This is a genomic window from Hydrogenophaga sp. RWCD_12, assembly GCF_046604225.1.
In the GTDB taxonomy this organism is placed as follows: domain Bacteria; phylum Pseudomonadota; class Gammaproteobacteria; order Burkholderiales; family Burkholderiaceae_C; genus Hydrogenophaga.
Genome location: NZ_JBKIXC010000001.1, coordinates 692,172 through 717,927, shown reverse-complemented (window position 1 = coordinate 717,927; position 25,756 = coordinate 692,172). Strand labels below are relative to the sequence as shown.

General features: G+C 66.7%; 27 protein-coding genes and 1 pseudogene. 13 read left to right on the top strand and 15 right to left on the bottom strand.

The annotated features are described in order from the left end of the window. Positions 1 to 38: 38 nt before the first annotated feature. Positions 39 to 830, top strand: a complete 792-nt coding sequence (locus tag ACLIJ1_RS03435; RefSeq protein WP_411364074.1) for a TetR family transcriptional regulator — start codon at positions 39 to 41, stop codon at positions 828 to 830. Here the strand turns inward: ACLIJ1_RS03435 and nhaA are convergent. From nhaA to rmuC, 4 genes and pseudogenes are all read right to left on the bottom strand, one after another. Continuing rightward, positions 740 to 1,717 (bottom strand): annotated as a pseudogene (nhaA, locus tag ACLIJ1_RS03430) (Na+/H+ antiporter NhaA); the annotation flags it as partial. The gene ACLIJ1_RS03435 and the pseudogene nhaA overlap by 91 nt on opposite strands. Positions 1,718 to 1,789: 72 nt before the next feature. Next, positions 1,790 to 2,950 carry an MFS transporter gene (locus tag ACLIJ1_RS03425; RefSeq protein ID WP_411364779.1) on the bottom strand — a complete coding sequence of 387 codons (1,161 nt, stop codon included), beginning with the start codon at positions 2,948 to 2,950 and terminating at the stop codon, positions 1,790 to 1,792. A 31-nt stretch (positions 2,951 to 2,981) separates the two neighbouring features. Continuing rightward, positions 2,982 to 4,265 carry a sodium:proton antiporter NhaD gene (nhaD, locus tag ACLIJ1_RS03420; RefSeq protein ID WP_411364073.1) on the bottom strand — a complete coding sequence of 428 codons (1,284 nt, stop codon included), beginning with the start codon at positions 4,263 to 4,265 and terminating at the stop codon, positions 2,982 to 2,984. Positions 4,266 to 4,293: 28 nt separating this feature from the next. After that, a complete protein-coding gene (rmuC, locus tag ACLIJ1_RS03415) occupies positions 4,294 to 5,679 on the bottom strand; it encodes a DNA recombination protein RmuC (RefSeq protein ID WP_411364072.1) in 1,386 nt (461 codons plus the stop codon). A 73-nt stretch (positions 5,680 to 5,752) separates the two neighbouring features. Here rmuC and ACLIJ1_RS03410 point away from each other — a divergent pair, with 73 nt between their 5' ends. From ACLIJ1_RS03410 to ACLIJ1_RS03395, 4 genes are read left to right on the top strand one after another with little or no spacing between them, the layout of a single operon-like run. Further along, positions 5,753 to 6,223: a RidA family protein gene (locus ACLIJ1_RS03410; protein ID WP_411364071.1), complete on the top strand. Its 471-nt coding sequence runs from the start codon at positions 5,753 to 5,755 to the stop codon at positions 6,221 to 6,223. Between the two features lie 31 nt (positions 6,224 to 6,254). Then, complete coding sequence (locus tag ACLIJ1_RS03405) at positions 6,255 to 6,836, top strand: flavin reductase family protein (RefSeq protein WP_411364070.1); 582 nt, start codon at positions 6,255 to 6,257, stop codon at positions 6,834 to 6,836. After that, positions 6,836 to 7,270 carry an SRPBCC family protein gene (locus ACLIJ1_RS03400; RefSeq protein ID WP_411364069.1) on the top strand — a complete coding sequence of 145 codons (435 nt, stop codon included), beginning with the start codon at positions 6,836 to 6,838 and terminating at the stop codon, positions 7,268 to 7,270. Before ACLIJ1_RS03405 ends, ACLIJ1_RS03400 begins: the two co-directional genes overlap by 1 nt. 16 nt (positions 7,271 to 7,286) lie before the next feature. Next, on the top strand, positions 7,287 to 7,865 hold the full coding sequence (locus ACLIJ1_RS03395) for a hypothetical protein (RefSeq protein WP_411364068.1): 579 nt from the start codon (positions 7,287 to 7,289) through the stop codon (positions 7,863 to 7,865). A gap of 97 nt (positions 7,866 to 7,962) precedes the next feature. Here the strand turns inward: ACLIJ1_RS03395 and ACLIJ1_RS03390 are convergent, their stop codons facing one another. Beyond that, positions 7,963 to 8,505, bottom strand: a complete 543-nt coding sequence (locus tag ACLIJ1_RS03390; RefSeq protein WP_411364067.1) for a phasin family protein — start codon at positions 8,503 to 8,505, stop codon at positions 7,963 to 7,965. 147 nt (positions 8,506 to 8,652) lie between these two features. On the opposite strand from ACLIJ1_RS03390, the gene ACLIJ1_RS03385 reads away from it, so the two are divergent. After that, positions 8,653 to 9,741, top strand: a complete 1,089-nt coding sequence (locus ACLIJ1_RS03385) for an alpha/beta hydrolase family protein (protein ID WP_411364066.1) — start codon at positions 8,653 to 8,655, stop codon at positions 9,739 to 9,741. 12 nt (positions 9,742 to 9,753) lie between these two features. Beyond that, entirely contained in the window at positions 9,754 to 10,176 is a 423-nt protein-coding gene (locus tag ACLIJ1_RS03380) for an SRPBCC domain-containing protein (protein ID WP_411364065.1), read from the top strand. A 49-nt stretch (positions 10,177 to 10,225) separates the two neighbouring features. Here the strand turns inward: ACLIJ1_RS03380 and ACLIJ1_RS03375 are convergent, their stop codons facing one another. The 7 genes from ACLIJ1_RS03375 to ACLIJ1_RS03345 form a co-directional block, all read right to left on the bottom strand. Beyond that, positions 10,226 to 10,612, bottom strand: coding sequence for a DUF4189 domain-containing protein (locus ACLIJ1_RS03375; RefSeq protein ID WP_411364064.1), 387 nt, complete (start codon positions 10,610 to 10,612; stop codon positions 10,226 to 10,228). A gap of 70 nt (positions 10,613 to 10,682) precedes the next feature. After that, entirely contained in the window at positions 10,683 to 11,963 is a 1,281-nt protein-coding gene (locus ACLIJ1_RS03370; RefSeq protein WP_411364063.1) for an alanine racemase, read from the bottom strand. A 70-nt stretch (positions 11,964 to 12,033) separates the two neighbouring features. Beyond that, a complete protein-coding gene (locus ACLIJ1_RS03365; protein WP_411364062.1) occupies positions 12,034 to 13,209 on the bottom strand; it encodes an MBL fold metallo-hydrolase in 1,176 nt (391 codons plus the stop codon). Positions 13,210 to 13,290: 81 nt separating this feature from the next. Next, positions 13,291 to 13,464 (bottom strand): hypothetical protein, encoded by a 174-nt coding sequence (locus ACLIJ1_RS03360; RefSeq protein WP_411364061.1) that lies wholly within the window; start codon positions 13,462 to 13,464, stop codon positions 13,291 to 13,293. A 5-nt stretch (positions 13,465 to 13,469) separates the two neighbouring features. Then, entirely contained in the window at positions 13,470 to 15,818 is a 2,349-nt protein-coding gene (gene parC, locus ACLIJ1_RS03355; RefSeq protein ID WP_411364060.1) for a DNA topoisomerase IV subunit A, read from the bottom strand. A 63-nt stretch (positions 15,819 to 15,881) separates the two neighbouring features. Further along, positions 15,882 to 16,622 carry a lytic transglycosylase domain-containing protein gene (locus ACLIJ1_RS03350; RefSeq protein WP_411364059.1) on the bottom strand — a complete coding sequence of 247 codons (741 nt, stop codon included), beginning with the start codon at positions 16,620 to 16,622 and terminating at the stop codon, positions 15,882 to 15,884. Beyond that, the gene (locus ACLIJ1_RS03345) at positions 16,622 to 18,589 is read right to left on the bottom strand and encodes a DNA topoisomerase IV subunit B (protein WP_411364058.1); all 1,968 of its coding nucleotides are present in this window, start codon (positions 18,587 to 18,589) and stop codon (positions 16,622 to 16,624) included. The genes ACLIJ1_RS03350 and ACLIJ1_RS03345 overlap by 1 nt, the downstream gene beginning before the upstream one ends. Before the next feature lie 166 nt (positions 18,590 to 18,755). On the opposite strand from ACLIJ1_RS03345, the gene ACLIJ1_RS03340 reads away from it, so the two are divergent. The 5 genes from ACLIJ1_RS03340 (at position 18,756) to bamC (ending at position 22,828) form a co-directional block, all read left to right on the top strand. Then, complete coding sequence (locus ACLIJ1_RS03340; RefSeq protein ID WP_411364057.1) at positions 18,756 to 20,000, top strand: MFS transporter; 1,245 nt, start codon at positions 18,756 to 18,758, stop codon at positions 19,998 to 20,000. Then, a complete protein-coding gene (locus ACLIJ1_RS03335; RefSeq protein WP_411364056.1) occupies positions 19,997 to 20,125 on the top strand; it encodes a hypothetical protein in 129 nt (42 codons plus the stop codon). Before ACLIJ1_RS03340 ends, ACLIJ1_RS03335 begins: the two co-directional genes overlap by 4 nt. Beyond that, the gene (locus tag ACLIJ1_RS03330) at positions 20,125 to 20,670 is read left to right on the top strand and encodes a class I SAM-dependent methyltransferase (RefSeq protein WP_411364055.1); all 546 of its coding nucleotides are present in this window, start codon (positions 20,125 to 20,127) and stop codon (positions 20,668 to 20,670) included. The genes ACLIJ1_RS03335 and ACLIJ1_RS03330 overlap by 1 nt, the downstream gene beginning before the upstream one ends. A gap of 106 nt (positions 20,671 to 20,776) precedes the next feature. Then, on the top strand, positions 20,777 to 21,664 hold the full coding sequence (gene dapA, locus ACLIJ1_RS03325) for a 4-hydroxy-tetrahydrodipicolinate synthase (protein ID WP_411364054.1): 888 nt from the start codon (positions 20,777 to 20,779) through the stop codon (positions 21,662 to 21,664). 33 nt (positions 21,665 to 21,697) lie between these two features. Then, complete coding sequence (gene bamC, locus ACLIJ1_RS03320) at positions 21,698 to 22,828, top strand: outer membrane protein assembly factor BamC (protein ID WP_411364053.1); 1,131 nt, start codon at positions 21,698 to 21,700, stop codon at positions 22,826 to 22,828. Positions 22,829 to 22,917: 89 nt separating this feature from the next. On the opposite strand, the gene ACLIJ1_RS03315 is transcribed toward bamC, so the two are convergent. The 3 genes from ACLIJ1_RS03315 to ACLIJ1_RS03305 all read right to left on the bottom strand — a co-directional run bounded on the left by ACLIJ1_RS03315 (position 22,918) and on the right by ACLIJ1_RS03305 (position 25,198). Further along, complete coding sequence (locus ACLIJ1_RS03315; RefSeq protein WP_411364052.1) at positions 22,918 to 23,292, bottom strand: hypothetical protein; 375 nt, start codon at positions 23,290 to 23,292, stop codon at positions 22,918 to 22,920. A gap of 223 nt (positions 23,293 to 23,515) precedes the next feature. Then, a complete protein-coding gene (locus ACLIJ1_RS03310; RefSeq protein WP_411364051.1) occupies positions 23,516 to 24,025 on the bottom strand; it encodes a hypothetical protein in 510 nt (169 codons plus the stop codon). Between the two features lie 24 nt (positions 24,026 to 24,049). Continuing rightward, positions 24,050 to 25,198 carry a JmjC domain-containing protein gene (locus ACLIJ1_RS03305; protein WP_411364050.1) on the bottom strand — a complete coding sequence of 383 codons (1,149 nt, stop codon included), beginning with the start codon at positions 25,196 to 25,198 and terminating at the stop codon, positions 24,050 to 24,052. A 14-nt stretch (positions 25,199 to 25,212) separates the two neighbouring features. On the opposite strand from ACLIJ1_RS03305, the gene ACLIJ1_RS03300 reads away from it, so the two are divergent. Further along, the gene (locus tag ACLIJ1_RS03300) at positions 25,213 to 25,746 is read left to right on the top strand and encodes an FKBP-type peptidyl-prolyl cis-trans isomerase (RefSeq protein ID WP_411364049.1); all 534 of its coding nucleotides are present in this window, start codon (positions 25,213 to 25,215) and stop codon (positions 25,744 to 25,746) included. Positions 25,747 to 25,756: the final 10 nt, after the last annotated feature.

Below are 25,756 nucleotides of genomic sequence, written 5' to 3'. Positions count from 1 at the left end.
GTATATTCGTGGGGTTTCTACTTTGCAAAGAGCCTGTCATGGTCCGCCGCACCAAAGCCGACGCCGAAGCCACCCGGCAAAGCCTGCTGGACGCCGCCGAACTTCTGTTCCAGTCGCGGGGCGTTTCACGCACATCGCTGAACGACATCGCCACCGCCGCCGGCACCACCCGCGGCGCGATCTACTGGCATTTCAAGGACAAGGCCGACCTGTTCAACGCCATGATGGAGCGCGTCACCCTGCCGCTGGAAGACTCGATCGCCTGCGCCGGCGCGACCGCCCAGGAGATGGACGACCCGCTGCAGTCGCTGCGCGAGGCCATGCGCGTGGCCATGCACCGCACCGCGACCGACGAGCAGACCCGCCGGGTGTTCGAGATTGCGACGCACCAGGTCGAATACAACGACGAGATGGGCGCCGTGCGCGAACGCCACCTTCAGGTGCGCAACGACTGCATGAAGCAAACCGCGCAGGTGCTCAAGGCCGCCGCCATGAAGCAGTCGCTGAAGCTGGGCGTGACGATCGAGTCCGCCGCGCTGGGCCTGCACGTGATCGTCGACGGACTGATCCAGAACTGGCTGCTCTCCCCCGACGCTTTCGACCTCGTGAAGGTCGGCCGCCAGACGGTGGATACCTACCTGACCGGGCTGGGCTTCGCGCCTGCGGCCCAACGTGCTGTCACTGCGCCCAGCGCAAAGGCGCACAAGGTGCCCAGCAGCACCCCCATCTTGGCCGCGTCGGCCGACGGGCTCCCTGGCGCAAAGGCCAGGGTCGCGATGAAGAGAGCCATCGTGAAACCAATGCCGCAGAAACAGGCCACCGGCACATAGTCTCGCAGCCGCATCCCGTCGGGCAGACCTCCGCCCAGACGGCTGGCGACCCAGGTGCCGGCCAGGATGCCGACCGGCTTGCCGACCAGCAGGCCGGCGGCCACGCCCAGCGTGACCGGCTGCAGCAACACGTCCCACGACACGCCGCCCAGCGGCACGCCCGCGTTCACCACCCCGAACAGCGGCAGGATCAGCCAGCTCACCCAGGGCTTGAGCGCATGGTCCAGCTTCTCGGCCGGGCTGTTGCCGTCCTGCGAAGCCGGCAGGAACAGGCCCAGCACCACGCCCGCCAGCGTCGCGTGCACGCCCGACTTGAGCACGCAGACCCAGAGGAACAGCCCCACCGCCACGTACGGCCAGATGCGCTGCACCCGCAGGCTCGACAGCACGAACAGGGCACCCACGCCCACGGCCGCGAAGCCCAGCATGCTCTTGCTCAGCTGGTCGGTGTAGAACAGCGCGATCACGATGATCGCGCCCAGGTCGTCGATCACGGCGACCGCCGTGAGGAAGGCCAGCAGCGGCGCGCGCATGCCCGGCGCCGCCAGCGCCATCAGGCCGATCGCGAACGCGATGTCGGTGGCGGCCGGAATCGCCCAGCCCGCGAAATTGGGTGGCTGGCCCCAGTTGATGGCCAGATAGATCAGTGCCGGCAGCGCCATGCCACCAACCGCCGCCCCCAGTGGCAGCACCCGCGCCTGTGGCGTGGCCAGCGCGCCGTGCTGCCACTCGTGTTTGATCTCCACGCCGACCAGCAGGAAGAAGATCGCCATCAGGAAATCGTTGATCCAGAGTTCCAGCGGCTTGGCCAGCACCCAGTCGCCAACGCCGACCTGCAGAGGCATCGCCAGCAGATGGTGCGCGCCCTCGGCCAGACCACTGTTCATCACCACCATGCCGGTCACGGCACTGCCCGCCAGCAGCAGGCCATCGCGTTGTGCGTTGTTCATCGGCCCATGTTAATGGCTGCGCGCGGGATGGTGGCCCGCCGACATGCGCCAGGCCAGCCGCGCGCCGAGACCGACCACCGAGCCCACCGCCCAGAACACGCCGGCCGTGCCGACCACCACGCCGGCCGACCCGAACAGCAACGGCATCACCACGCTCGAACCATTGATCGCCATCGAACGCAGGCCCAGCGCTTCGCCGTGTCGATGGTGTGGCGTGATCTGATGCAGGGTGCTCATCACCATCGGCTGCACCGACCCCAGCGCCAGCCCCAGGAGCACCGACAGCACGCCCATCAGCCAGGCCGTGTGCACCAGCGGGTAGAGCGCGAACAGCAGCGCGGTCGCCACCATCGCGCCGCCGATCACCCGACCCTCGCGCAGATGCTCGGAGAGCCAGGGCATGACCAACCGGATCGCGGTCGCCGCGAGGGCGAACGCACCCAGGATCGAGCCGATCACGGTCGCCGACAGGCCGCGTTCGTGGCCGATCACTGGCACGACGAAGGTGTGCACGTCCCAGCAGGAGGCCAACATCCAGTTGATCAGCAGCAGGTTTCGGAACGCCTTGTCGTGCAGCAGGTCCCACGACGAACCCTGGCGATGCCCTTCCGGGGTTTCCACCCGCGCATGTTCCTGCACTCCGCCGACCGCGAACCAGGCCAACAGCGGCAGCAGCGCCAGCATCAGATAGGCAGGGCGAAAGCCGCTGGCGTCGATCAGCAACCCCGACAGAAACGGACCGAGGAAGTTGGAAATTGACGGCCCGATGGCCAGCCAGCTGAACACCTGCCGCAGCTCGCTCGCGTCCTGCGCCATGCGACCCACGTGGCGCTGCAGTGCGATCACCGTCAGGCCCGACGCCGCGCCGGTCAGCAGCGCCGCGAGACACAGCACGGGAAACAGCGGCCAAGCCGCAGCCAGCGCATTTCCGATCACCGCCACGATCACCGCCAGCTGCACCGGACGGCGCATGCCGTGGCGGTCGGTGAAGCGGCCGGCCGGCAGCGCGAGAAAGACCTGTGAGAGCGCAAACAGCGCCAGCAACAGACCGACCGCCGCCGGGCTGTAGCCCTCGCGCAGCGCCATCAGGGGTGCCGCCATGCGCAGTCCAGTCATGGCGGCGTGCAGGCAGACCTGCGCGCCGATCAGGCGGGTGAGCGTGGAGCGGATGCGCTGGGTCAAGCGAAACGGGAGGGATCGTTCAGTGGAACAGGTGCTGCTGCGCGATGTAGACCAGCGCGCCGGCCAGGTAGCCCACCAGGGCCAGGCCGCTGATCTTCTTCACGTACCAGAAGAACTGGATCTTCTCCAGCCCCATCGCAGCCACGCCCGCGGCCGAGCCGATGATCAGGATCGAGCCGCCGGTGCCGGCGCAATAGGCCATGAACTCCCAGAGGAAGCTGTCGGGCGGGTACTGCTCCAGGCTGTACATGCCCATCGACGCGGCCACCAGCGGCACGTTGTCGACCACGGCACTCACCAGCCCGATCAGCAGCACGATGATGTCCTGCCGGCCCACCGTCTGGTCGAGCCAGGTGGCCAGCGCGGACAGGATGTGGGTGTGTTCCAGCGTCGCCACCGACAGCAGGATGCCGATGAAGAACACGATCGAGCCCATGTCGATCCGCGCCAGCGCGCTGGCCAGCGTGAGCGGCTGGCGCGTGTCTTCATCCTTGTCCTTGTGGATCAGGTCACCGACCAGCCAGAGGATGCCCAGGCCGAACAGCACACCCATGAACGGTGGCAGGTGGGTGATGGTCTTGAACACCGGCACCAGCACCAGGATGCCCAGGCCGAGGAAAAACATGGTGTTCTTCTCGAACGCGGTGGTGACGAAGCCGCCATGCCGATCCACCTTGGGTGGCGCCACCACCGGCTGCCCGCGCAGCAGATAGGCGGTGATCGCCAGCGGCACCAGGAGGTTGACCATCGATGGCACGAAGACACCCTTCATGATCTCCAGCGCTGTGATCTGGCCACCGATCCAGAGCATGGTCGTGGTCACGTCGCCAATCGGTGTCCACGCGCCCCCAGCGTTGGCGGCGATGACGATGATGCCGGCGAAAAACAGGCGGTCGCTCTGCCTGTCCAGCAGCTTCTTCATCAGCGAAATCATCACGATCGTGGTCGTCAGGTTGTCCAGGATTGCCGACAGGAAGAAGGTCACGAAACCCACCAACCACATCAGGCCGGCCAGTTGCGTGGTCTTGATGCGCGCGGTGATCACCTCGAAGCCGTCGTGTGCATCGACCACCTCGACGATGGTCATTGCGCCGATCAGGAAGAACACGATCTGCGCCGTGCCCATCAATGACTCACCCAGCTCGTCGCCGACGCGGTGCGCATCCCCCGTTCCCATGGCATAGATCGTCCAGAGCAGACCCGCGCCAAGCAGGGCCGAGGCCGACTTGTTGACCTTGAGCGGGTGCTCCAGCGCAATGGCCGCATAGGCCAGCACGAAGATCGCGATCATCGCGGTGAGCATGTGGTTGGTCTCCTGTTTTTGTTCGGGATCAGTCGTCTTCGCGGTCCAGCGGCAGCAGGCTCTGCGCCTGCTCCTGCGGCAGCGCCTCGACCGTGCGGAGCGCGCGGCCCATCGCACGACTGCGGGTCTCGGCAGCATCCAGCGTGTTGAGCACGGTCTGGGTCTGATTCTTGACCTTGGCCAGCACGTCGCCGAACTTGCCGAACTCGGTCTTGACCGCACCCAGCACCTGCCAGACCTCGGAGCTGCGCTTCTCCAGCGCCAGCGTGCGAAAGCCCATCTGCAGCGAATTGAGCATGGCCATCAGCGTCGTCGGCCCGGCCAGCGTGACGCGGTACTCGCGCTGCAACACCTCCATCAGGCCCGGCCGGCGCAGCACCTCGGCATACAGGCCCTCGGTCGGCAGGAACAGGATCGCGAAGTCGGTCGTGTTCGGCGGCTCCAGGTACTTGTCGGCCATCGACCTGGCTTCGAGCTTGATCCGGTTTTCCAGTCCGCGCGCAGCCGCCTCCGCGCCTTCGGCATCGGCGCGCTGCTGCGCATCCAGCAGGCGTTCGTAGTCTTCGTTCGGGAACTTCGCGTCGATCGGCAGCCAGCACGGCGCGCCGTCGTCGCCGCGCCCCGGCAGCTTGATCGCGAAGTCAACCACGTTGCGGCTGCCCGGCCGGGTCGCGACCTGAGCCGCGTACTGGTCGGACGCGAACACCTGTTCCAGCAGTTGCGCCAGCTGCGCCTCGCCGAACATGCCGCGTGTCTTCACGTTGGAGAGCAGGTGCTTGAGGTCGCCCACGCCCTGCGCCAGTGTCTGCATCTCGCCCAGGCCCTTGTGCACCTGTTCCAGCCGCTCGGCCACCTGCTTGAAGCTCTCGCCCAGCCGCGCCTCCAGCGTCGCGTGCAGCTTTTCGTCCACCGTCGCGCGCATCTCGTCGAGCTTGGCGGCGTTGTTCTGCTGCAGGCTGGCCAGCTGGGTTTCCAGCGTCGCGCGCACCTCGGCCATGCGGCGGGCGTTGGCCTCGCTCAGGTCCTTGAGCTGGTTGGTCAGCGTGTCGCCCAGCGTGCCGCGCAGTTGCACCAGCTGCTGTGCGAAAGCGTCGATCTGTGCGTTCTGCGTGCGGGTGGTTTCAGCGCCCTGGCGCGTCAGTGTTTCCTGGAAGGTCGCCAGCGTCTGCTGGATCTCCTGCCGGCCACCGCGCGCGTTGTCGCCGACCTCGCGCCGCAGCTCTCCCTCGACGTGTTCGATGCGCTGCATGGTCGACGCGGCCTGCGCCTGGATCACCGACAGCAGTTCCTGTCGGTGCGCAGCCTGCGCCGGGTCCTCGGGCTTGCGCCGCAGCAACAACCACAACAAAGCCAGCAGGATCAGCACCTGCATCAGCAGGCCCAGCACCACCCAGATCGAGAGCGAATCAGACATGGCGGCGATTATCGGCGAGGGGCCTCTCGATAGAATGGACCGATCCCTTGAACCCCATCCTCAGGAGCCCCCGATGAGCGTCTACGACAAGCTGAACCAACTGGGCATCGCCCTGCCCCCCGTCGCCATTCCCGCCGCCGCCTACGTGCCTTTCGTGCAGACCGGCCATCTGGTGTTTCTGAGCGGCCACATCGCCAAGAAAGACGGCAAGCCCTGGGTCGGCCAGCTCGGACTGACCATGACCACGGAAGAAGGCAAGCTCGCCGCCCGCGCCATCGCGATCGACCTCATGGGCACGCTCGCCGCCGCCTGCCTGGCCGCCGGCAAGACCCTGGACGACGTCAAGCGCATCGTCAAGGTCATGAGCCTGGTCAACAGCACTGGCACCTTCACCGAACAGCATCTGGTCACCAACGGCGCCAGCGAACTGATCGGCGAGGTCTTCGGCCCGCAGGTCGGCGCCCACGCACGCAGCGCCTTCGGCGTCGCGCAGATCCCGCTGGGTGCCTGCGTTGAAATCGAACTGATCGCCGAACTGGCGTAAACACAACCTTCATTCAGGGAGGAGCGAGGACATGGCCATGCAACCCGTCCCGCTCGACAAGGCCAGCCGCCTGCTCAACCACGGTCCCACCGTGCTGGTGGGCAGCGCCCACGGCGGGCGCATCAATGTCATGGCCGCGGCCTGGGCCATGCCGCTGGACTTCGACCCACCCAAGGTGGCGGTCGTGGTCGACAAGGCCACGCTGACCCGCGAACTCATCGAAGCCAGCGGCGTGCTCAGTGTGTGCGTGCCCTGTGTCTCCCAGGCTGACCTCGCCCGCGCCGTTGGCGGCGAAAGTGGCAAGGACCATCCCGACAAGCTCCAGCGCTGTGACGTGGCTTTCGAGCCAGGCCCTGAAACCGGTTGCCCACTGGTAAATGGTGCGATCGCCTGGATGGAGTGCCGCGTCCTGCCAGCGACCGCCCATGTGGCGGGGCCACACGACCTGATCCTGGCCGAAGTGGTCAGCGCCTGGGCGGACGAGCGGGTGTTCTCCGGCGGGCGCTGGCATTTCGAGTCGGCACCTGACGTACTGCGCAGCCTGCACCATGTGGCGGGCGGGTTCTTCTATGCAACGGGAGCTCCTGTCGCACCTGACCCTGGAGTCTCCTGATGAGCACCGTCGTCGAACACCGCATCGCGGTCGGCACTGCACCTGGTCCGGTCTACTCCCTGTACGCGGACGTCTCGAACTGGCCCCGCTGGGACCCGGACACGAAGGCCTCTTCGCTCAATGGTCCGTTTGCCGTCGGCTCGCGCGGTTCGCTCACGCCGACCAAGGGCAACACGGTGCCGATGGTGGTGACCTTCGCCGACCCGGCGCGGGGCTTCACTGTGGAGTCGCGCATCCCGCTGCTGCTTCGCATGGTGTTCGAACACGAACTGGTCGCGCTCGGACCGTCACAGACCGAGGTGGTGCACCGGGTGACGCTGTCGGGGCTGTTGGCCTGGCTGATCGGACCGGCGATGAAGCGGCAGCTGGACACGGGTCTGCCGGTCACGCTGGCGCGGCTCAGACGGATGGCGGAGACAGGGTCTCCAGATTGAACGCTCAAGCCCGGGGATGAAAGTCCGGAGACCTTCCCTTTGGCGGCTGTCCGTACTGCTGCTGGTGATCGTGCCTTTCGCGGCCTGGATGCTGGTCAAGCCGGTGCGTGTGCTCGCGCCATCGCTGGTTGGGCTGAGTTGCGACCGGGGGCCGGTCTGCACCGAGGATCCTGAGCAATGGCCCGTGGCCAATTCACTCTATGCCGAAGGCATGGCCTTTGTGTCGGTTGCCGTGGCACCGGTCGAGGGAGCACCCCGGGCGGTGTTCTGCGCGACGCAAGCCTGTGCCGACCGCTTCGGGCTGGGTGCGCGGGCGGCTGTGACGGTGGGCACTTGGGGCACCGTGTATGCACCGCGCGCATGGAAGCCCTACTTCGTGCGACATGAACTGATCCACGTGCTGCAGGGGCAGCGTCTGGGTCTTGCCCGTCGGCTGTTGCTGCCGACCTGGTTCGTCGAGGGCATGGCCTATGCCCTGAGCGAAGACCCGCGTGCTCCCTTGGCCGAGCCCTGGGAGGCGCACCGGAACCGCTTCAACGAATGGTTCAGGGGCATGACGGTGGATCGGCTCTGGCTGGAGGCCCGCCAGCTCTGAGACCGCGGGGAGCATCTGGCGACGCAAAACAAAAGAGGCTCCCGAAGGAGCCTCTTTTGTTGGTGAACAGCCCGAGGGCCGTTCACACCGCGGTCCATCAGACCTTGGCGGCCTTCTTGGCCAGATCGGTCGCTTGCTTGGAAGCAGCGGCGAAGTTGGCCTGGGCTTGAGCGGTGGCCTTCTTGATGGCGGCCTGGGTCGACTCGACGGCCTTCTGGCCGTTGCTCAGGGCGTTCTGGAAAGCGGCCACGGCGGCTTCGGAGCCGGCGGGTGCGTTCTTGACCATCTGGTCGACAGAAGCGCCGATGGCCTTCTGGGCTTCGGCCATCTTGGCTTCGAGCTGCTTGGTGAAATCGGCGCTGCCTTCGGTGGCGATGGTCTGCACGTGCTGGAAGTAGGCGGCGGACTTTTCAGCCAGGGGCTGGAAGAAGCCGGTCTGCACGGTCATGAATTCCTGGGGCGTCTTGGCGGACATGATGGCCTGGGCGTAGCTGAAGGACTCACCCAGAGCAGCCTTGGAGGCAGCCATGTTCAGTTCGACCAGCTTTTCGACACCGGCGTAGGCCTTCTTGGTGGCGCCTTCGAAGGCTTCCAGGTTGGCTTTGTTGGCGGCGATGATTTGTTCGGCGGGGTTGCTCATTTCGGTTTCCTTAAGTGGAGGGTTGAGGAGCCGCCCCTTGGACACAGCCCGGTGAATCCGGGTTATGTTGCAGTGCAGCATGACCGCGATTCTACGGGTAATCCCGGAGTTGGCAAGCATTTTTTGTTGCAGCGCAGCAAATTAGAGATGTACACCCAAACCGGGCTGGCGGCGGGCGACAATGGATTCATGAAGCGCACCCTGTTCGCCCTCCTGTTCGCCGGTCTGCAACTGCTGGCGGGCACCTCGCAGGCCCAGCCTCTGAACCTGGGCTATGTGAGCGTGCAGCATCCCACGCACGGCATGACCAGCTTCTTCTACCCCACGCTGGCGGCCGAGGCACCACAGCGGCGCGGGCCGTTCTCGCTGAGCTGGGCGGCCGACGCGCCCCTGGCGCCGGGCAACGGACGGCTGATCGTGATCTCGCACGGCTCTGGCGGAACGCCCTGGGTCCACACCGACCTTGCGCGCGAGCTGGTGCTGCATGGCTTCGTGGTGGTGGTGCCGACACACGCGGGCGACAACGCCGCCGACAACAAGACGCCGGGGCCGGAGAGCTGGAAGAAGCGACCGGCCGAGGTCAGCCACGCCATCGACGTGACGCTGGCGATGCCCAGGTTTCTCGACAAGCTCGACCCGAACAAGGTCGGCGTGTTCGGCGGCTCCGCGGGCGGGCACACCGCGCTGTCGATGACCGGCGGCATCTGGTCCCCGGCGCGCTTTCGCGACCACTGCCTGGCGAACATCGAAGCAGACTTTGCGTCCTGCATGGGTTTCACCACCCGGCTCACGGGCGGCGTCCTCGATGGCGCCAAGCTCTGGCTGGCGCGGCGCACCATCAGCTCACGCTTTGCCGACGAGACACCACAGGCGCACGAGGACCCGCGCGTGAAAGCAGTGGTGGCGATGGTGCCGTTCGCGGCCGACTTCGACCCGGCGTCGCTGGCGACGCCGCGCGTGCCGCTGGGCCTGATCACCGCCGCCAAAGACGTGAACCAGGTGCCGCGCTTTCACATCGAGGCCATCAAGGCCGCCTGCCTGCCGCGCTGCACCGACCTGATGACCCTGCCCGACGCGGGTCACGGTGCGATGCTCTCGCCCATGCCCCCGTTCGAACCGGGCAGCATTGCCGAACAGTTGCAAGCCGACCCGCCCGGGTTTGACCGGGCGGCGACCGTGCCACTGATCAACAAGAAGATCGCTGAATTCTTTGAGAAGAACCTGCTCAACCCCTGAAGGAGACCAAGCTTGACCACCACCGACATGCTCACCGTCCAGACAACGCTGCAATGCGGCCTGGCCCGCGCCTGGAACGCCTATACCGCCCCGAAGGCGATCGTGCAGTGGAACTTCGCGGCGCCCGAGTGGCACTGCCCGCGGGCCGAGAACGACCTGCGCGTCGGAGGCACGCTGAAATCGCGCATGGAAGCGCGGGACGGATCGATGGGGTTTGACTTCGAAGGCACCTACACCGAGGTGGTGCCGATGGAGCGCCTGGTCTATGCGATGGGCGACGAACGCCAGGTGGTCGCGACGTTCAAAGAGGCCGGCGGCCTCACCGAGCTGACGGTGCGCTTCACGCCGGATTCGACCTTCCCGGCGGAGTACCAGGTCGGCGGCTGGCAGGCGATCCTGAACAACTACAAGGCATACGCGGAAAGCGCAGCCTGAGCCAGCCGATCCACCGCCAGGCCGTCCCCGGTGGCGGATCGCAATGGCATCACATGCACTTGCCGGGCAGCGAGCTCGGAATCGAGCAGGAACCACCACCCTTCGCGCCGCAATCGGCTACCGCGGCCGCTTCGGCGTCGCCCTGGCTGGCGCCCTTGCCCACACCAGCCACCAGCCCTGTGCCCACGGCGATGGCCCCGCAACTGCCCTTGCCCGAAAACTCCAGCACCACCGCACAGGCACCGCCACCGCAGCGCTCCAGCGCAGCAGCATTGGCCTGTTCCTGGGTCACGTAGTTGATCGTGATCGCTGCGGCAGGCCGGCTGCCATCCCAGGCCACCGAACCGTAGGGCGTGGGATCACTGCCACCGCCACAGGCCGTCAACGCGCCAGTGGCCACGGCCACCATGCCCAGGAGTTTCCTCAGTCTTGTCATGCTTGCCTCTTCGTCGGATGGAACACAGATCCGCACAGCGTAGCACGGCCCCAACGGCAGATTTCGCGAATCAGAACCAGGTCGTGACAGCGTCCACAACGGTGTACCCATCGTCCACCACCGGCATCCAGCGCCACTTGTCGAACGTGGTGCAGGGGTGCGAAATGCCCGAGGCCACCGTCTGCCCCAGCTGCGGCCATTCGGCGGGTGGCGCCGAGGCGTCGAAGCGCAGGTAGGCGTGCTGGTCGTTGAGCGTGTCAATGCGCCAGTGGGCGGGCACACCCAGTGGCGCACCGCCCTGCCCGTCCGATCGCCAGACCGGCTGCGGCAGGTCCAGGTCGTAGGCCACGTCGCGCTTGCCCATCGACAGCAGCGCCAGGCCCGGCTCGGGCTGACTCTGCACGCAAGCCAGCACCTCCAGCGCGGGCTTGAGGGTTTCCTTCAGGTTCAGGCGTTCGCCCACGCAGCACAGGTAGCGCGTGTAGCGCTGGTGGTCGTGGGTGAGGTAGCAGCCCGAGCGCAGCACGCCGCGCACCGGGCGGCCCAGGTCGGGCGTGAGGCGATCGGCGACGAGGTCGAAGATCGCCGAGCCGCCGGCCGTGAGGATGATCTCGTCGTGCGCGAACCAGCCCTGCGCGATGGCTTCGCGCGCGATGGCGTCCACGCGGTCCATCAGGCCCTGCACCGTGGCACGGTCCTTGGCGTGGTCACAGTAGGCGGTCGTGCCTTCGTAGCACTCGATGCCGGCAAGCTGCAGCACCGGGCTGGCGGCGATGCGGGCCGCAATCTGCCGCGCTTCGTCGGCCGTGCGGCATCCGGTGCGTTGCCCGGCGATGCCCAGCTCCAGCAGCACCTCGAAACGACCCGTGAAGCGGCGTTCTGCGGCCCAGGCCTCGATGGACTCCACCTGCCCCACCGAGTCGACCAGAAACATCGAACGCAGCGCTGGGCGCTCGGCGTGCAGCGCCGCCAGCGCATCGAGTTCGGCGCGCTGGATCACCTGGTTGGCGATCAGCAGCACCGGCACACCGTGGCGCGCGCCGATGGCCGCCTGGAACACCGTGGCGAAGCTGATGCCCCAGGCACCGGCGTCCAGCTGCAGTTGCCACAACTCGGGCGACATGCTGGTCTTGCCGTGCGGCGCGAAGTGCAGGCCGCGCTGCGCACAGAAGTCGCGCATCCAGTGCAGGTTGTGCCGCAGCCCCGACTGCTTGAGCACGGCCAGCGGCAGCGCGAGATCGCCCCGGAGCACATTCCAGCCCTGGGCCGGGATCTGTGCGCGCGTGAGCGGCGCGCTGCTAGCGGGAAAGCCTTTGAGGTGGGGACCGAAAGAGGGTTCGCTGGAGTTCATGGCAATGCGTTCTGGCGGATGGATCGGGCGCCCGGCTTGGCCGCTGCCCCGCCACGCATCATGCCCGCACTCAGTCGAGCGGCCAGGTCATGCCCTTGGGCAGCGGCGGATCGGCCTCGGGTTCTGGCGCAGCCGGGTGCGCAGGCGCCGCCTGTGTTTCCACGCTGCGCCACCAGGGCCGTGTTTTCTCCACATGCGCGGGCTCCACGGCCTGACCGAGGATGGGCATGAGCAGCGGCGTGTCCTGCCGGTCGGCCTTTTCGATCAGCACTTCGGCCGGCTGGTCCCAGGCGTGCATGGCCAGGCTGAAGGTGCCCCAGTGCACCGGCAGCAGCACCCCGCCGCCGAGCAACTGGTGCGCCTTGAGCGCGTTGTCGGGACCCAGGTGGATGTCGCCCCAGGCGGGGTGGTGGGCGCCGACTTCGAGCATGACCAGGTCGAACGGGCCGAGGCGCTCGCGGATCTCGGCGTACTGGGCGGTGAGGCCGGTGTCGCCACTGAAGAACACGCTGTGTTTGTCCGAGCGGATGACCAGCGAGGACCACAGCGTGGCGTTGCGGTCCTTCAGGCCACGGCCCGAGAAGTGCTGGGACGGCGCAGCGGTGATGGTGACGTCGCTGCCGGGCAAGCGGTGTTCTTCCCACCAGTCCAGCTCGGTGATGCGCTCGGCCGGCACGCCCCAGGCCTGCAGGTGAGCGCCCACGCCGAGCGAGGTGACAAAAGGCACCTCAAGGCGGTTGAGTTCGCGGATGGTGGGGTAGTCCAGATGGTCGTAGTGGTCGTGCGAGATCAGCGCGACATCCACCGGCGGCAGCTGTTTCACGCCCACCGGCACCGGCTGGAAGCGCTTGGGGCCAACCAGCGTCGATGGCGAGGCGCGCGGCCCCCAGACCGGATCGGTCAGCACTCGCAGGCCGCCGATTTCGATCAACACCGTGGAGTGGCCCAGCCAGGTGGCGCGCAGCCCGCTCTGCGGCTTGCCGCGCCAGGCCTCGCGCGGATCCATCGAAGGCAGCGGCGCCGAGGGCACGCGGCGCTCGCCGCCCCACAGAAAGTCGCGCACGCCGGGGAACGGCACGCTGGCATCGCGCAGACCGGGCGCGACGGGAAACACATTGCGAAAACCATTGCCCAGCCACTGCGCCGACGCCTTCATGCGCTCCAGGCGCTGGCCGTCGGCCCGTTTGCCCATCGATTTCATCGGACTCCTTGTGGCGGCCTGTGCAAAGGCCGGGCCCCAGAACATGCCAGCGATGGGCCGTATTTCAAGCCATGGCGGCACAAGTCCCTGCCAGCGCCGGTGTTTCCCGGCCAAGCGACGGGCGCGTCAATCCGGATTCTTGCGCGCCTGCGCCCTGCGCACCTGGCGGCTCTGTCCGGCCAGCTTGCGCTGCGCCTGCTGCGCCGCACGGCGGGCACGGTACCGCTTGCCGACGAAGCGCCCTACAAAGAAGGTCAGCGCACCGCTGGCCAGCAGAAGGAAGAGACTGGAGCTGTCCATGTCGGTCACTCCACCCGCGTGACACGGTTGGGCTTGAAGCCCAGGTCCGCGGCCTTGCCCTTGCGGCCGCGCGCGGCCTTGGCGTTGTTCAGGCTGCGGATCTCCAGCGTCTCGTCGCGCTCCTTGCCACCGCGGCCGATGCCGTCGATGCGGATGCTGCGCGTGTAGGCGGCGGCGCCGGCCAGCGTGTCCTTGGCTTCGAGGTCGATCAGCATCAGGCCGCGACCGCCCTTTTCCATCGCTTTGAGTTCGCTGATGTCGAAAGTCAGGATGCGGCCACCGGCCGACGCGCAGGCCACGTGCGTCGCGTGCGCCAGCGGCTGGCCACCCGAGCTGTTCGCCACGTGGGACGGCGCGCAGATGGTTTCGCCCTCGCCCACGCTGATGAAGGCCTTGCCAGCCTTCTGGCGCGAGACCAGGTTCTCGACCGTCGCCAGGAAGCCGTAACCACCGGTGCCCGAGAGCAGCAGCGTGGCGTTGGCCGGGCCGGCGAAGTAGTGCAGCGGCTGCGTGCCGGATTCCAGCTCGATCAGGGTCGTGATCGGCTGGCCATCGCCGCGCGCGCCAGGCAGAGCCGCGACCGGCACCGAGTAGACGCGGCCGTTGCTGCCGAACACGATGAGGGTGTCGACCGTGCGGCACTCGAAGGTGCCGTACAGGCCGTCGCCGGCCTTGAAGGCGAAGCTGGCGGCCTCGTGACCATGGCCCGTGCGTGCGCGCACCCAGCCCTTGCTGGAGATCACGACCGTGACCGGCTCGTCGACCACCTTGATCTCGGCGACGGCCTTCTTCTCGGCCTGGATCAGCGTGCGGCGTGGGTCACCAAAGGTCTTGGCGTCCTGCTCGATCTCCTTGACCATCAGGCGCTTGAGGCTGCTGGGGTTGCCCAGGATGTCTTCAAGCTTGCCCTGCTCCTCGCGCAATTCCTTGAGCTCCTGCTCGATCTTGATCGCTTCGAGGCGGGCCAGCTGACGCAGGCGGATTTCCAGGATGTCTTCGGCCTGGCGGTCGCTGAGCCGGAAGGCTTCGATCAGTGCCGGCTTGGGTTCGTCGCTGTGGCGAATGATGCGGATCACCTCATCGATGTTCAGCAACACCAGCTGCCGGCCTTCGAGGATGTGGATGCGGTCGAGCACCTTGTTCAGGCGGTGCCGGGTGCGGCGCGTGATGGTGGTCTGGCGGAACTCGATCCACTCTTCGATCATCAGACGCAGGCTCTTCTGCGTCGGCCGGCCGTCCAGCCCGATCATGGTCAGGTTGATCGGGGCCGAGGTTTCCAGGCTGGTGTGGGCCAGCAGCGCGGTAATCAATTCGGCCTGCTCGATGCGGCTGCTCTTGGGCTCGAACACCAGGCGCACCGGCGCGTCCTTGCTCGACTCGTCGCGCACGCCGTCCAGCACCAGCAGGATGCTGGCCTTGAGCTGGGTCTGCTCCTGCGTCAGCGCCTTCTTGCCGGCCTTGACCTTGGGATTGGTGATCTCTTCGATCTCTTCGAGCACCTTCTGGCTGCTCACGCCGGGCGGCAGCTCGGTGACCACCAGTTGCCACTGGCCGCGCGCCAGGTCTTCGATCTTCCAGCGCGCGCGCACCTTGAGGCTGCCGCGCCCGCTGCGGTAGGCATCGGCGATGTCGCCGGCCGGGCTGATGATCTGGCCGCCGCCGGGATAGTCCGGGCCGGGGATCAGCGCGAGCAGTTCGTCGTCGCCCAGCTTCGGGTTCTTCACCAGCGCCACGCAGGCGTCGGCCACTTCGCGCAGGTTGTGGCTGGGGATCTCGGTCGCCAGACCCACGGCGATGCCACTGGCGCCATTGAGCAGGTTGAACGGCAGGCGCGCGGGCAGCTGTTTCGGCTCTTCGAACGAGCCGTCGTAGGTGGGAATGAAGTCCACCGTGCCCTGGTCGATCTCGTCGAGCAGCAGGCTGGTGATCTTCGCCAGCCGCGCTTCGGTGTAACGCATCGCGGCGGCGCCGTCGCCGTCGCGCGACCCGAAGTTGCCCTGGCCGTCGATCAGCGGGTAGCGTTGAGAGAAGTCTTGCGCCATGCGCACCAGCGCGTCGTAGGCCGCGCTGTCGCCGTGCGGGTGGTACTTGCCGAGCACGTCGCCGACCACGCGGGCGCTCTTGACCGGCTTGGCCGCCGTGTTGTTGTTGGGTCCGCTGAAGCCCAGGCCCATGCGCTCCATGGCAAACAGGATGCGGCGCTGCACCGGCTTCTGGCCGTCGCAGACGTCGGGCAGCGCCCGGCCCTTGACGACGGACAGCGCGTACTCGAGGTAGGCGCGCTGCGCATAGGCGGCGAGGTTGTCGTCACCGGGTTCGGTCGGCGGTTCGAGAGTGATCAGGTCTTGGGTCATGGAAACGGAAACGAATCGGATCGCTGCAAGCGGTGCGGGAGGGGCCGGCTGAAGCCGGCGCGGTCACACCCGGCCCGGGGGCCGGGATGGCAATGTCTGGGGAAGGGTGTCGGAGCGCGCCTGGCTGACCGTGCGCGGCGGCTTGAGGCTGTAGTGCAGGTTGGTGACCTTGCGCACGTAGTCGATGGTCTCGGGGTAGTTGGGCACCTGTCGGCCGGCCTTGAGCACGGCACCTTCTCCCGCGTTGTAGGCCGCCACCGCCAGCCGCACATCACCCCCGAAGGTGTTGATCAGCCAGGCCAGGTAGCGCGAGCCAGCCTGGATGTTGGTGCGCGGGTCGGTCAGGCGCTCGCTCACGCTCTGCTTGCCCACCGGCCGCACACCGAAACGTTCGGCCGTGTCGGGCATGACCTGCATCAGGCCGACCGCGCCCTTGGGACTGACGGCACCAGGGTCAAATCCCGACTCGGTCGCGATCACCGCCTGCAGCAACTCGAACTCCAGACCATGTTCGCTGGCCGCTTCGCGGATCAGGTGCCGCACCGCGCGAAAGCGGGTGGACAACTCCAGCTGCGTCACCGACAGGGTCGAGGCCATGGCGCGGGCACCGGCGCCGGGCCGGGCGATCGGGCCGCCCATGCCCGAGCCGCGGTAGAGCAGTTCGGAGCGCGCATTCAGCGGACGGTCGGAGTACTGCGTGACGCCGTTCCGGTCGCGGTAGGCCCAGATCTCTGCGCGCGCCGGCGCAGCCAGCGTCGACGCCAGCACCGCCAGAGTGAGAAGAACGGAAGCCTTGGGCAACATCACACGTCGATTTCCACGGAGTCACCGTGGATTTCCATCAGTTCGCGGCGCGCGGCCGCTTCGCCTTTTCCCATCAGGCGCGTGATCAGCGCCTCAGTGGCGGCGAAGTCCATGGCGCCCAACGTGACCTGCAGCAAGCGGCGGGTGTCCGGGTTGAGCGTGGTGTCCCACAGCTGTTCGGCGTTCATTTCGCCCAGGCCCTTGAAGCGGCTGATCTGGCATTTCTCGCGCGCCACGCCGTCTTTTTCGGCCTTGTCGAGGATGGCATTGAGCTCACCGTCGTCCAGCGCGTACTGCTTGGCCGCCGGCTTCTTGCCGCGCGCCGGCACGTCGACGCGGAACAGTGGCGGCCGCGCCACATACACGTGGCCCGCCTCGATCAGCTTGGGGAAGTGGCGGAAGAACAGGGTCAGCAGCAGCACCTGGATGTGCGAGCCGTCCACGTCGGCGTCCGACAGGATGCACACCTTGCCGTAGCGCAAGCCACTCAAGTCCGGCGTGTCCAACGGACCGTGCGGGTCGACGCCGATGGCGACCGAAATGTCGTGGATTTCGGTGTTGGCGAACAGGCGATCGCGCTCCACCTCCCAGGTGTTGAGCACCTTGCCGCGCAGCGGAAGCACGGCCTGGCTTTCCTTGTCGCGGCCCATCTTGGCGCTGCCGCCGGCCGAGTCGCCCTCGACCAGGAAGAGTTCGTTGTGTGCAAGGTCGCGGCTCTCGCAATCGGTCAGCTTGCCCGGCAGCACGGCCACACCCGAACCCTTGCGCTTCTCGACCTTCTGCCCGGCCTTCTGGCGACTCTGCGCCGCCTTGATGGCGAGCTCGGCCAGCTTCTTGCCGTAGTCGACGTGCTGGTTGAGCCAGAGTTCGAGCGCCGGGCGCACGAAGCCGCCGACCAGCCGCACCGCGTCTCGCGAGTTCAGGCGTTCTTTCACCTGGCCCTGGAACTGGGGGTCCAAGACCTTCGCACTCAGCACGTAGCTGGCGCGGGCGAACACGTCTTCGGGCAGCAGCTTCACGCCCTTGGGCAGCAGCGCATGCATCTCGATGAAGGCTTTGACCGCCTGGAACAGACCGTCGCGCAGGCCGCTGTCGTGCGTGCCGCCGGCGCTGGTGGGGATCAGGTTGACGTAGCTCTCGCGCACCGGTGCACCGTCTTCGGTGAAGGCCACGGCCCAGGCCGCGCCTTCGCCGTCGGCGAAGCTGTCGTCCTTGGCATCGGCATAGCCCTCGCCTTCGAACAGCGGGATCACCGGATCGGTGGTCAATGTCTGCTGCAGGTAATCGCGCAGACCGCCCTTGTACTGCCAGGACTGCGTGTCTTTCGTCTTTTCGTTGACCAGCGTGACCTGCACGCCCGGCATCAGCACCGCCTTGCTGCGCAGCAGGTGCGTCAGCTCGCCAACCGGCAGCACGGCGGAATCGAAGTACTTCGCATCCGGCCAGGCGCGCACCGTCGTGCCCTGCTTGCGGTCGCCTTCGCCCTTGGGGCCCACCACCAGTGGCTCGACCACGTCTCCGGCCGAAAACGCCAGCTTCGCCACCTGGCCGTCTCGGAAACAGGTGACCTCCAGCCGGGTCGACAGCGCATTGGTCACGCTCACGCCCACGCCGTGCAGACCGCCGGAGAAGCTGTAGGCGCCGCCCTTGCCCTTGTCGAACTTGCCACCCGCATGCAGGCGGGTGAACACCAGCTCGACCACCGGCGCCTTTTCTTCGGGGTGCATGCCGAAGGGAATGCCACGCCCGTCGTCTTCCACGCTGACCGAACTGTCGGTGTGCAGCGTGACCTTGATCTTCTTGCCAAACCCGGCCAGCGCTTCGTCAGCGGCGTTGTCCAGCACTTCCTGGATGATGTGCAGCGGGTTGTCGGTGCGGGTGTACATGCCCGGCCGCTGCTTGACCGGCTCCAGTCCCTTGAGGACGCGGATGGAGCTTTCAGAATAGTCGTTCGATTGGGTAGCCATCGCCAAATTGTAAGACCCCCGCAGAAAAAGGCTGTATGCAAATACAGATGTCATGCCCGATCGATGCTGGCGATGCCCGCTCCGCATCAATCGGGGCGGAAAATTTCACGGCCCTTGGACCACCCCGCGACACCTGCGGGAAGGCCGGATTCGATACAGTCCCGGGATGTCTTCCGCCACCCATCCACCGGCCCAAGCCGCGCGCCTGTCTGCCGTCCAGGTCCTGACCTGCGGCGCCGCCATCGTCACCCTGTCGATGGGCATCCGCCACGGCTTCGGCCTCTGGCTGCAGCCGATCACGCAGGACATGGGCTGGACGCGCGCGAATTTCGCCTTCGCGCTGGCGGTCCAGAACCTGGCCTGGGGCGTGTTCGGCATCTTCGCCGGCATGGCTGCCGACCGCTTCGGCGCCTTTCGCGTGCTGGTGGTGGCAGCGGCGGTGTACGCACTGGGTCTGGCCGGCATGGCGCTGTCGCCGACCCCGCTGCTGTTCACGCTCACAGCCGGTCTGCTGATCGGCATGGCGCAGGCCGGTTGCACCTATGCCATCGTCTACGGCGTGATCGGCCGACAGATCCCGGCCGAGCGCCGTTCCTGGGCCATGGGTGTGGCCGCAGCCGCAGGCTCCTTCGGCCAGTTCCTGATGGTGCCGGTCGAAGGCTGGCTGATCGGCGGCTTCGGCTGGCAGAAGGCGCTGCTGATCCTGGCCGCCGCGGCGCTGCTGATCATGCCTCTGGCACTGTTCCTGCGCGAACCGGGCTTTGCCGGTGGCGCGGTACCGCAGCGCGATCAGACCATTGGCCAGGCGCTGCGTGAGGCCTTTGGCTACCGCAGCTTCCAGCTGCTCATGGCGGGCTACTTCGTCTGCGGTTTCCAGGTGGTGTTCATCGGCGTGCACATGCCCAGCTATCTGAAGGACCACGGCCTCTCGCCCCAGGTCGCGAGTTATGCGCTGGCCATCATCGGCCTGTTCAACGTGTTCGGTACCTACGCGGCCGGGTCGCTGGGCCAGCGGATGGCCAAGCGCCATATCCTTGCTTTCATCTACTTCGCCCGCTCGATCGCCATCGTCGTGTTCCTGTGGGCACCGCTGACGCCGACCAGCGTCTACGTCTTCTCGGCCGTGATGGGCGTGCTCTGGCTCTCGACCGTACCGCCGACCAATGCGGTGCTGGCGCAGATCTTCGGCGTCGCGCACATGTCGATGCTGGGCGGCTTCGTGTTCTTCAGCCACCAGATCGGCAGCTTCATGGGCGTCTGGCTCGGCGGCTACCTGTACGACACCACCGGCAGCTACGACATCGTCTGGTACATCGCCATCGCACTGGGCGTGTTTGCCGGGCTGGTCAACCTGCCGGTGCGCGAGTCCGCGATTGCCCGTGGCCCGCAGCGCATGGGAGCAGCCGCATGAGACCAGCCGCCTCCCGGGCGCTGATCTGGGCCGGCGTGCTGCTGGCGCTGGCGGGCACGATGGTGCTATACACCCGCCCGGACTTCCTCGTCCAGATGGCCGACCAGCTCTGGAGCTGTTTCTGATGCACGGCACCGAAGCGCCTTCACCGTGGGTCAGTCGCTGGTCGCACCTCGTGCCCGACGCAGGCAGCGTGCTGGACGTGGCCTGCGGCGCGGGCCGGCATCTGCGCTGGTTCGCCGGCCGGGGCCATGCGGTGACCGGCGTCGACCGCGACCCGGCCGCCGTTGCCGCCACGGCCGGCGTGGGCCGGGTGATCCAGGCCGACATCGAGAACGGCCCCTGGCCGTTCGCCGGTGAACGGTTCGACGCGGTGGTGGTGACCAACTACCTCTGGCGCGCGCTGCTGCCGGTCATCGTGGACAGCGTGGCCGACGGCGGCGTGCTGATCTACGAGACGTTTGCATCCGGTAACGAATCCGTGGGCAAGCCCTCGCGGCCCGATTTCCTGCTGCAGCCGGGCGAGCTGCTGCAGGCCTGCGCCGGCCTGCACGTGGTCGCCTACGAAGACGGCTTCTGCGACCACCCCGAGCGCTTTGTGCAACGCATTGCCGCGGTACGAAAACGTCCTGGCACGCCCACCCTGCCTCCGCGCCACCTGCTGGTCTGACACCAGGGTGCGCTGGGTAGAATGTGTGATTCGCGCGCGCTGCCGCCGGATCTGTCCTTTTCCTTCCGGCGCCTGGCACGGGCGCCTCTGATTCGAGCCCGAGAACATGAAGACCATCACTGGCAGCATCGTTGCCCTTGTCACCCCCTTCCACCCCGACGGCAGCGTCGACTACCCCACCCTGCGCAAGCTGATCGACTGGCACATTGCCGAAGGCACCGACTGCATCGGCGTCGTTGGAACCACCGGCGAGTCGCCCACCGTCAGCGTCGAAGAACACTGCGAAATCATCCGCGTCTCGGTCGAACAGGCTGCCAAGCGCGTACCGATCATGGCCGGCTGCGGCGCCAACTCGACCGCCGAAGCGATCGAACTGGCCAGGTTCGCCAAAAAGGTCGGCGCCGACTGCCAGCTGCAGGTCGTGCCCTACTACAACAAGCCCACGCAAGAAGGCCAGTACCAGCACTTCAAGGCGATTGCCGAAGCGACCGGCGACCTTCCGATCATTCTTTACAACGTGCCCGGCCGTACCGTCGCCGACATGTCGGTCGACACGGCGCTGCGTCTGGCGACCGTTCCGGGCATCGTCGGCATCAAGGAAGCCACCGGCAACATCGAGCGCGCCCAGTGGCTGATCCGGGAGGCCCCTCAAGGATTCGCCATTTATTCGGGTGACGATCCGACCGCAGTGGCACTGATGCTGTGCGGTGGCCATGGCAACGTGAGTGTGACCGCCAACGTCGCGCCGCGCCTGATGCATGAGTTGTGCGTGGCGGCCATCGCCGGCGACGCCCGCAAGGCCATGGACATCCAGCGCCGCCTGATGCCGGTGCACAAGAACCTCTTCGTCGAAGCCAACCCGATCCCGCTGAAGTGGGCCATGCAGCGCATGGAACTCTGCGGTGGCACCATGCGTCTGCCGCTGACCCCTATGAGCACCCACCTCGAACCCCTGGTCGAAGCCGCGCTCAAAGACAGCGGCCTGATCGACTGATTTCCGGCCCCATCCACCGACCTGAGCCTGCTCATGCAAATTTCCGTCCGCACCCAGTCCTCGCGCACCGACCGCCGTCTCAGGTCCTACCGCTTCGGCGCGGTGGCCCTGGCAGCCCTTCTGGCTTCCGGCTGCTCGGTCCTGCAGGAAGACAAGATCGACTACCGCAGTGCCCGTCAGTCCAACGCCCTCGAAGTTCCGCCGGACCTGACGCAGCTCAGCCGCGACTCGCGCTACCAGGTGCCGGGCTCCACGGTGACGGCCAGCGGCTACCAGACAGCACAGCCGGCCTCCGGTTCCAGCGATACCGCGACCGTCAAGGTGGGTGACGTGCGCATCGAACGTGCTGGCAACCTGCGCTGGCTGGTGGTGGACCGCCCGGCCGACAAGGTGTGGGGACCCGTCAAGGACTTCTGGAACGAAAGCGGTTTCAACCTGACCACCGACCAGGAAGCCATCGGCGTGATGGAAACCGACTGGGCCGAGAACCGCGCGAAACTGCCGCAGGACATCATCCGGCAGACGCTGGGCAAGGTGCTCGACAGCCTGTACTCCACCGGCGAGAAGGACAAGTTCCGCACCCGCCTGGAGCGCAGCGCGACGGGCGGCACCGAGATCTATATCAGCCACCGTGGCATGGTCGAGGTGTACACCGACGCCCGCAAGGACCAGACCGTGTGGCAGCCGCGAGCAGCCGACGTCGAGCTCGAAACCGAGTTCATGCGCCGCATGATGCTCAAGCTGGGCGCCACGGAAGCACAGGCCAAGGCGGTAGTCGCCACAGCGCCCACCCAAGTTGCCGCCAAAGTGACCAAGGTGAACAACCTGCCGGCCGTCCAGCTGGACGACGATTTCGATCGCGCCTGGCGCCGTGTTGGCCTGTCGCTGGACCGTACCGGGTTCACTGTCGAGGACCGTGACCGCAGTCAGGGTGTCTACTTCGTGCGCTTCGTGGCCGCGACATCTGCCGACACCGCAAAGCCCGGCTTCTTTGCCAAGCTGTTTGGTGGCAGCGAAACCCCGGTCAAGCCAGCGCAGTACCGCATCTCTGTGCGCACCAGTGGTCAGACCACGACGGTGTCCGTGCTCAACGCCCAGGGACAGCCCGATGGTTCCGCCGATGCCCAGCGCATCGTGCAGTTGCTCGCCAACGACCTGAAGTAAACAGAAAGAACCCGCCAATGAAAAAAGCCGCCCGAGGGCGGCTTTTTCGTGTCTCGAAGAGACCGGGCCCGAAACCCGGAATCTGGAGATTACTGAGCCGGCTTGGCAGCGGCCTTGGCAGCGTCAGCAGCCTTGGCAGCGGCGTCCTTGGCAGCGTCGGTAGCGGCAGCAGCGCCAGCCTTGGCGGCGTCGGCAGCGGCGCCAGCGGCGTCCTTGGCAGCGTCGGCAGCAGCACCAGCGGCGGCGCCGGCAGCGGCACCAGCGGCAGCGCCAGCAGCGGTAGCGGCGTCCTTGGCGGCGTCGGCAGCAGCACCGGCGGCGGCGCCAGCAGCGGCGCCAGCGTCCTTGGCGGCTTCAACGGCAGGAGCAGCAGCGGCGGGAGCAGCAGGAGCTTCTTCCTTCTTGCCGCAGGCGGTCAGGGCGATGGCGGCGAGCAGGCTGGCCAGCAGAACGGTCTTTTTCATGGTAGTTCCTCAGGATTGGATGGAAAGAAAACTGAACTTGAATCAACCATAAAAAAACCCGAATCTGAATTCGGGCTTGGTCGACCCCGCCGCGCGGGCATTGAACACACCCTGCGGTCTAGCCCAAGATGATAGCCGGGAAATCCGTATCCGTATTTACCCTCGTCCACTTTTTCATTTGTTGACAGAAAGCGTTACAAAAAGCCAACAGTCACCCGTTCCGTCACAGGCCAAGGGTCGTCGCAGGGAAGGACGGGGCCCCTTGCTGCCAGCAGGCCTGCAGCCGTTCCTGCAGATCGGCGCGGCGCTCGGGTGTGCGCCCAGCGACCATCACGCAGTGCTCGACGTCCAGGCGCTCCATGACCCAGTCCGGTGTCCAGATCGCGCTGGGTATCTCGCCGCCACCCATCGGGCGGCTGGCATGGGCCTCGACAATATGGGACCAGGTCGTGCGCCATTGCACCAGGCGCGGGTGCAATTCCCGCAGGCGGCCAAAGTCGCGTGCGAGAAACTGAATGCGGCGGCCCCGCCCGGCCCAGGCAGTGAGCGTTTCGATCACGGCTCGTTCGCCCAGGGGCCAGTCGGCAAAGTCGGGATCGCTGAGGATCAGATGGTTCCAGCGCTCCTGCACCGCGCAGGCCAGCGCCTGGCGCACCAGATCGGAGAAAGCATGCCTGCCCTGCAGACGCCCTTCTGGAAGACTAGGCGGTTCTTTGTGCCCGATGCTCTCCATGTCGACCTCCTTTGGCAGTGCAGTTCACGCCAGCAGGTGCAGCCAGCCTGCCTCAAACCAGTCGCGCAGCAATTGCCGGGCACCTTCGCTGGCCCGTGACACCCTTTGGACCGCGAGCTCGCGCCGGTCCGCCAGCTCGCGCATCAGCCGCGCATCGGCACCGGCGGCACGGAACCCCTCGCCATTGATGAAGACATGATCCGCGTCATACATCATGCGCGTCCTGCGGTCGAGCCTGACTCCTGCCTCGCTCCACTCGATTGCAGGCTCATCAAACCAGACGCGTGGTTTGGGCTCGGTCATCACTTCGCCCAGCGCGCATGCGAGCGAGCGGCGGTCGGCCAACATGCGCTGCAGTGCGTCGGCAGCGAAGTCCTGCAACCCGGCAGGGATCTCCGCTGCATTCGCGGTGGCTGGCTGCCCAGGGTCGCGATACAGCGTCGTATCCTCGAACTCGTCGGCCATGCGCAGGGCCAATTCGCCCGCCAGGCCACCGCGCTGCGGCACCCGGAAACCGGCCGAATAGGTCATGCAGTCGTCGCCCACCGCGATGCCGTCGTGGGCCCAGCGCGGAGGCAGGTAGAGCATGTCGCCGGGGTTGAGCAGATGCTCTTCTTCGGGCTGGAAATGGCTGAGGATCTTCAGCGGTACGCCCTGCTCCAGCGACAGGTCTTTCTGCCGCCCGATGCGCCACAGCCGCTGCCCGCTGGCCTGCAGCAGGAACACGTCGTAGCTGTCGAAGTGCGGCCCCACGCCGCCGCCGTCGCTGGCCCATGAAATCATCAGGTCGTCAACCCGCGCATCCGGCACGAAACGGAAGCGCTGCAGCAGGGCATGGGCCGGGTCCAGGTGCAGGTCCACGCCTTGCACCAGCAGGCTCCAGCGTGGCTGGCGAAACGGCGGAAACGCACTCTTGCCGAACGGGCCGTGGCGCAGCTTCCACCCGCTCTCGCGGTGCACGATCAGGCGCGACTCGACCGCTTCCTGGCCGGCCATCGCAAACAGCTGCGCGCGACTGAGCAAGGGCTGAAAACCGGGGAATGCATTGCGGATGAGGAGCGGCTTCTTCTGCCAGTAGCGGCGCATGAACTGGGCAGGCGTGAGACCGCCGAGCATCTGTGCCGGCTGGTCCACAGGGAGTGCGCCCTGGCTGGATTCGGTGTGTGGTGTCATGGGACAATTGTCGGATGAAAATCACCGATCAATGCGTCGTGGGACTGACCTGGACGCTCAAGGACACGCTGGGCGAAGAACTGGACGTGCTGGACGAACCGGTCGAGTTCCTGGTGGGCGGCACCGACCTGCTGGCGAGCCTGGAAAAGGCCCTGCAAGGGCACGTCGCCGGCGACTCACTGGAATTCCAGCTGGAGCCACAGGACGCTTTCGGCGACTACGACGACCGGCTGCTGTTCCTCGAACCACGCCACCTGTTTCCCGAGCAACTGGAAGAAGGCATGGGCTTCGAGGGTCTGCCCGAAGGCAGCAACCCGACGGCTCCCCGCGACCGCCTCTACTTCGTCAGCGACATCTATCCCGACCATGTGGTCATGGACGGCAACCACCCGCTGGCAGGCATTGCGCTGCGCATCCGGCTGAAAGTGCATTCGGTGCGCGAGGCGACCATCAGCGAAATTGGCCAGGGCACGCTGGGCACCGGCTTTTTTCGCATGCAGGTCGATGAGCCTGGCGAGGCCCCGCCAGCTCCCCGCACCCTGCACTGACGACTCGGGG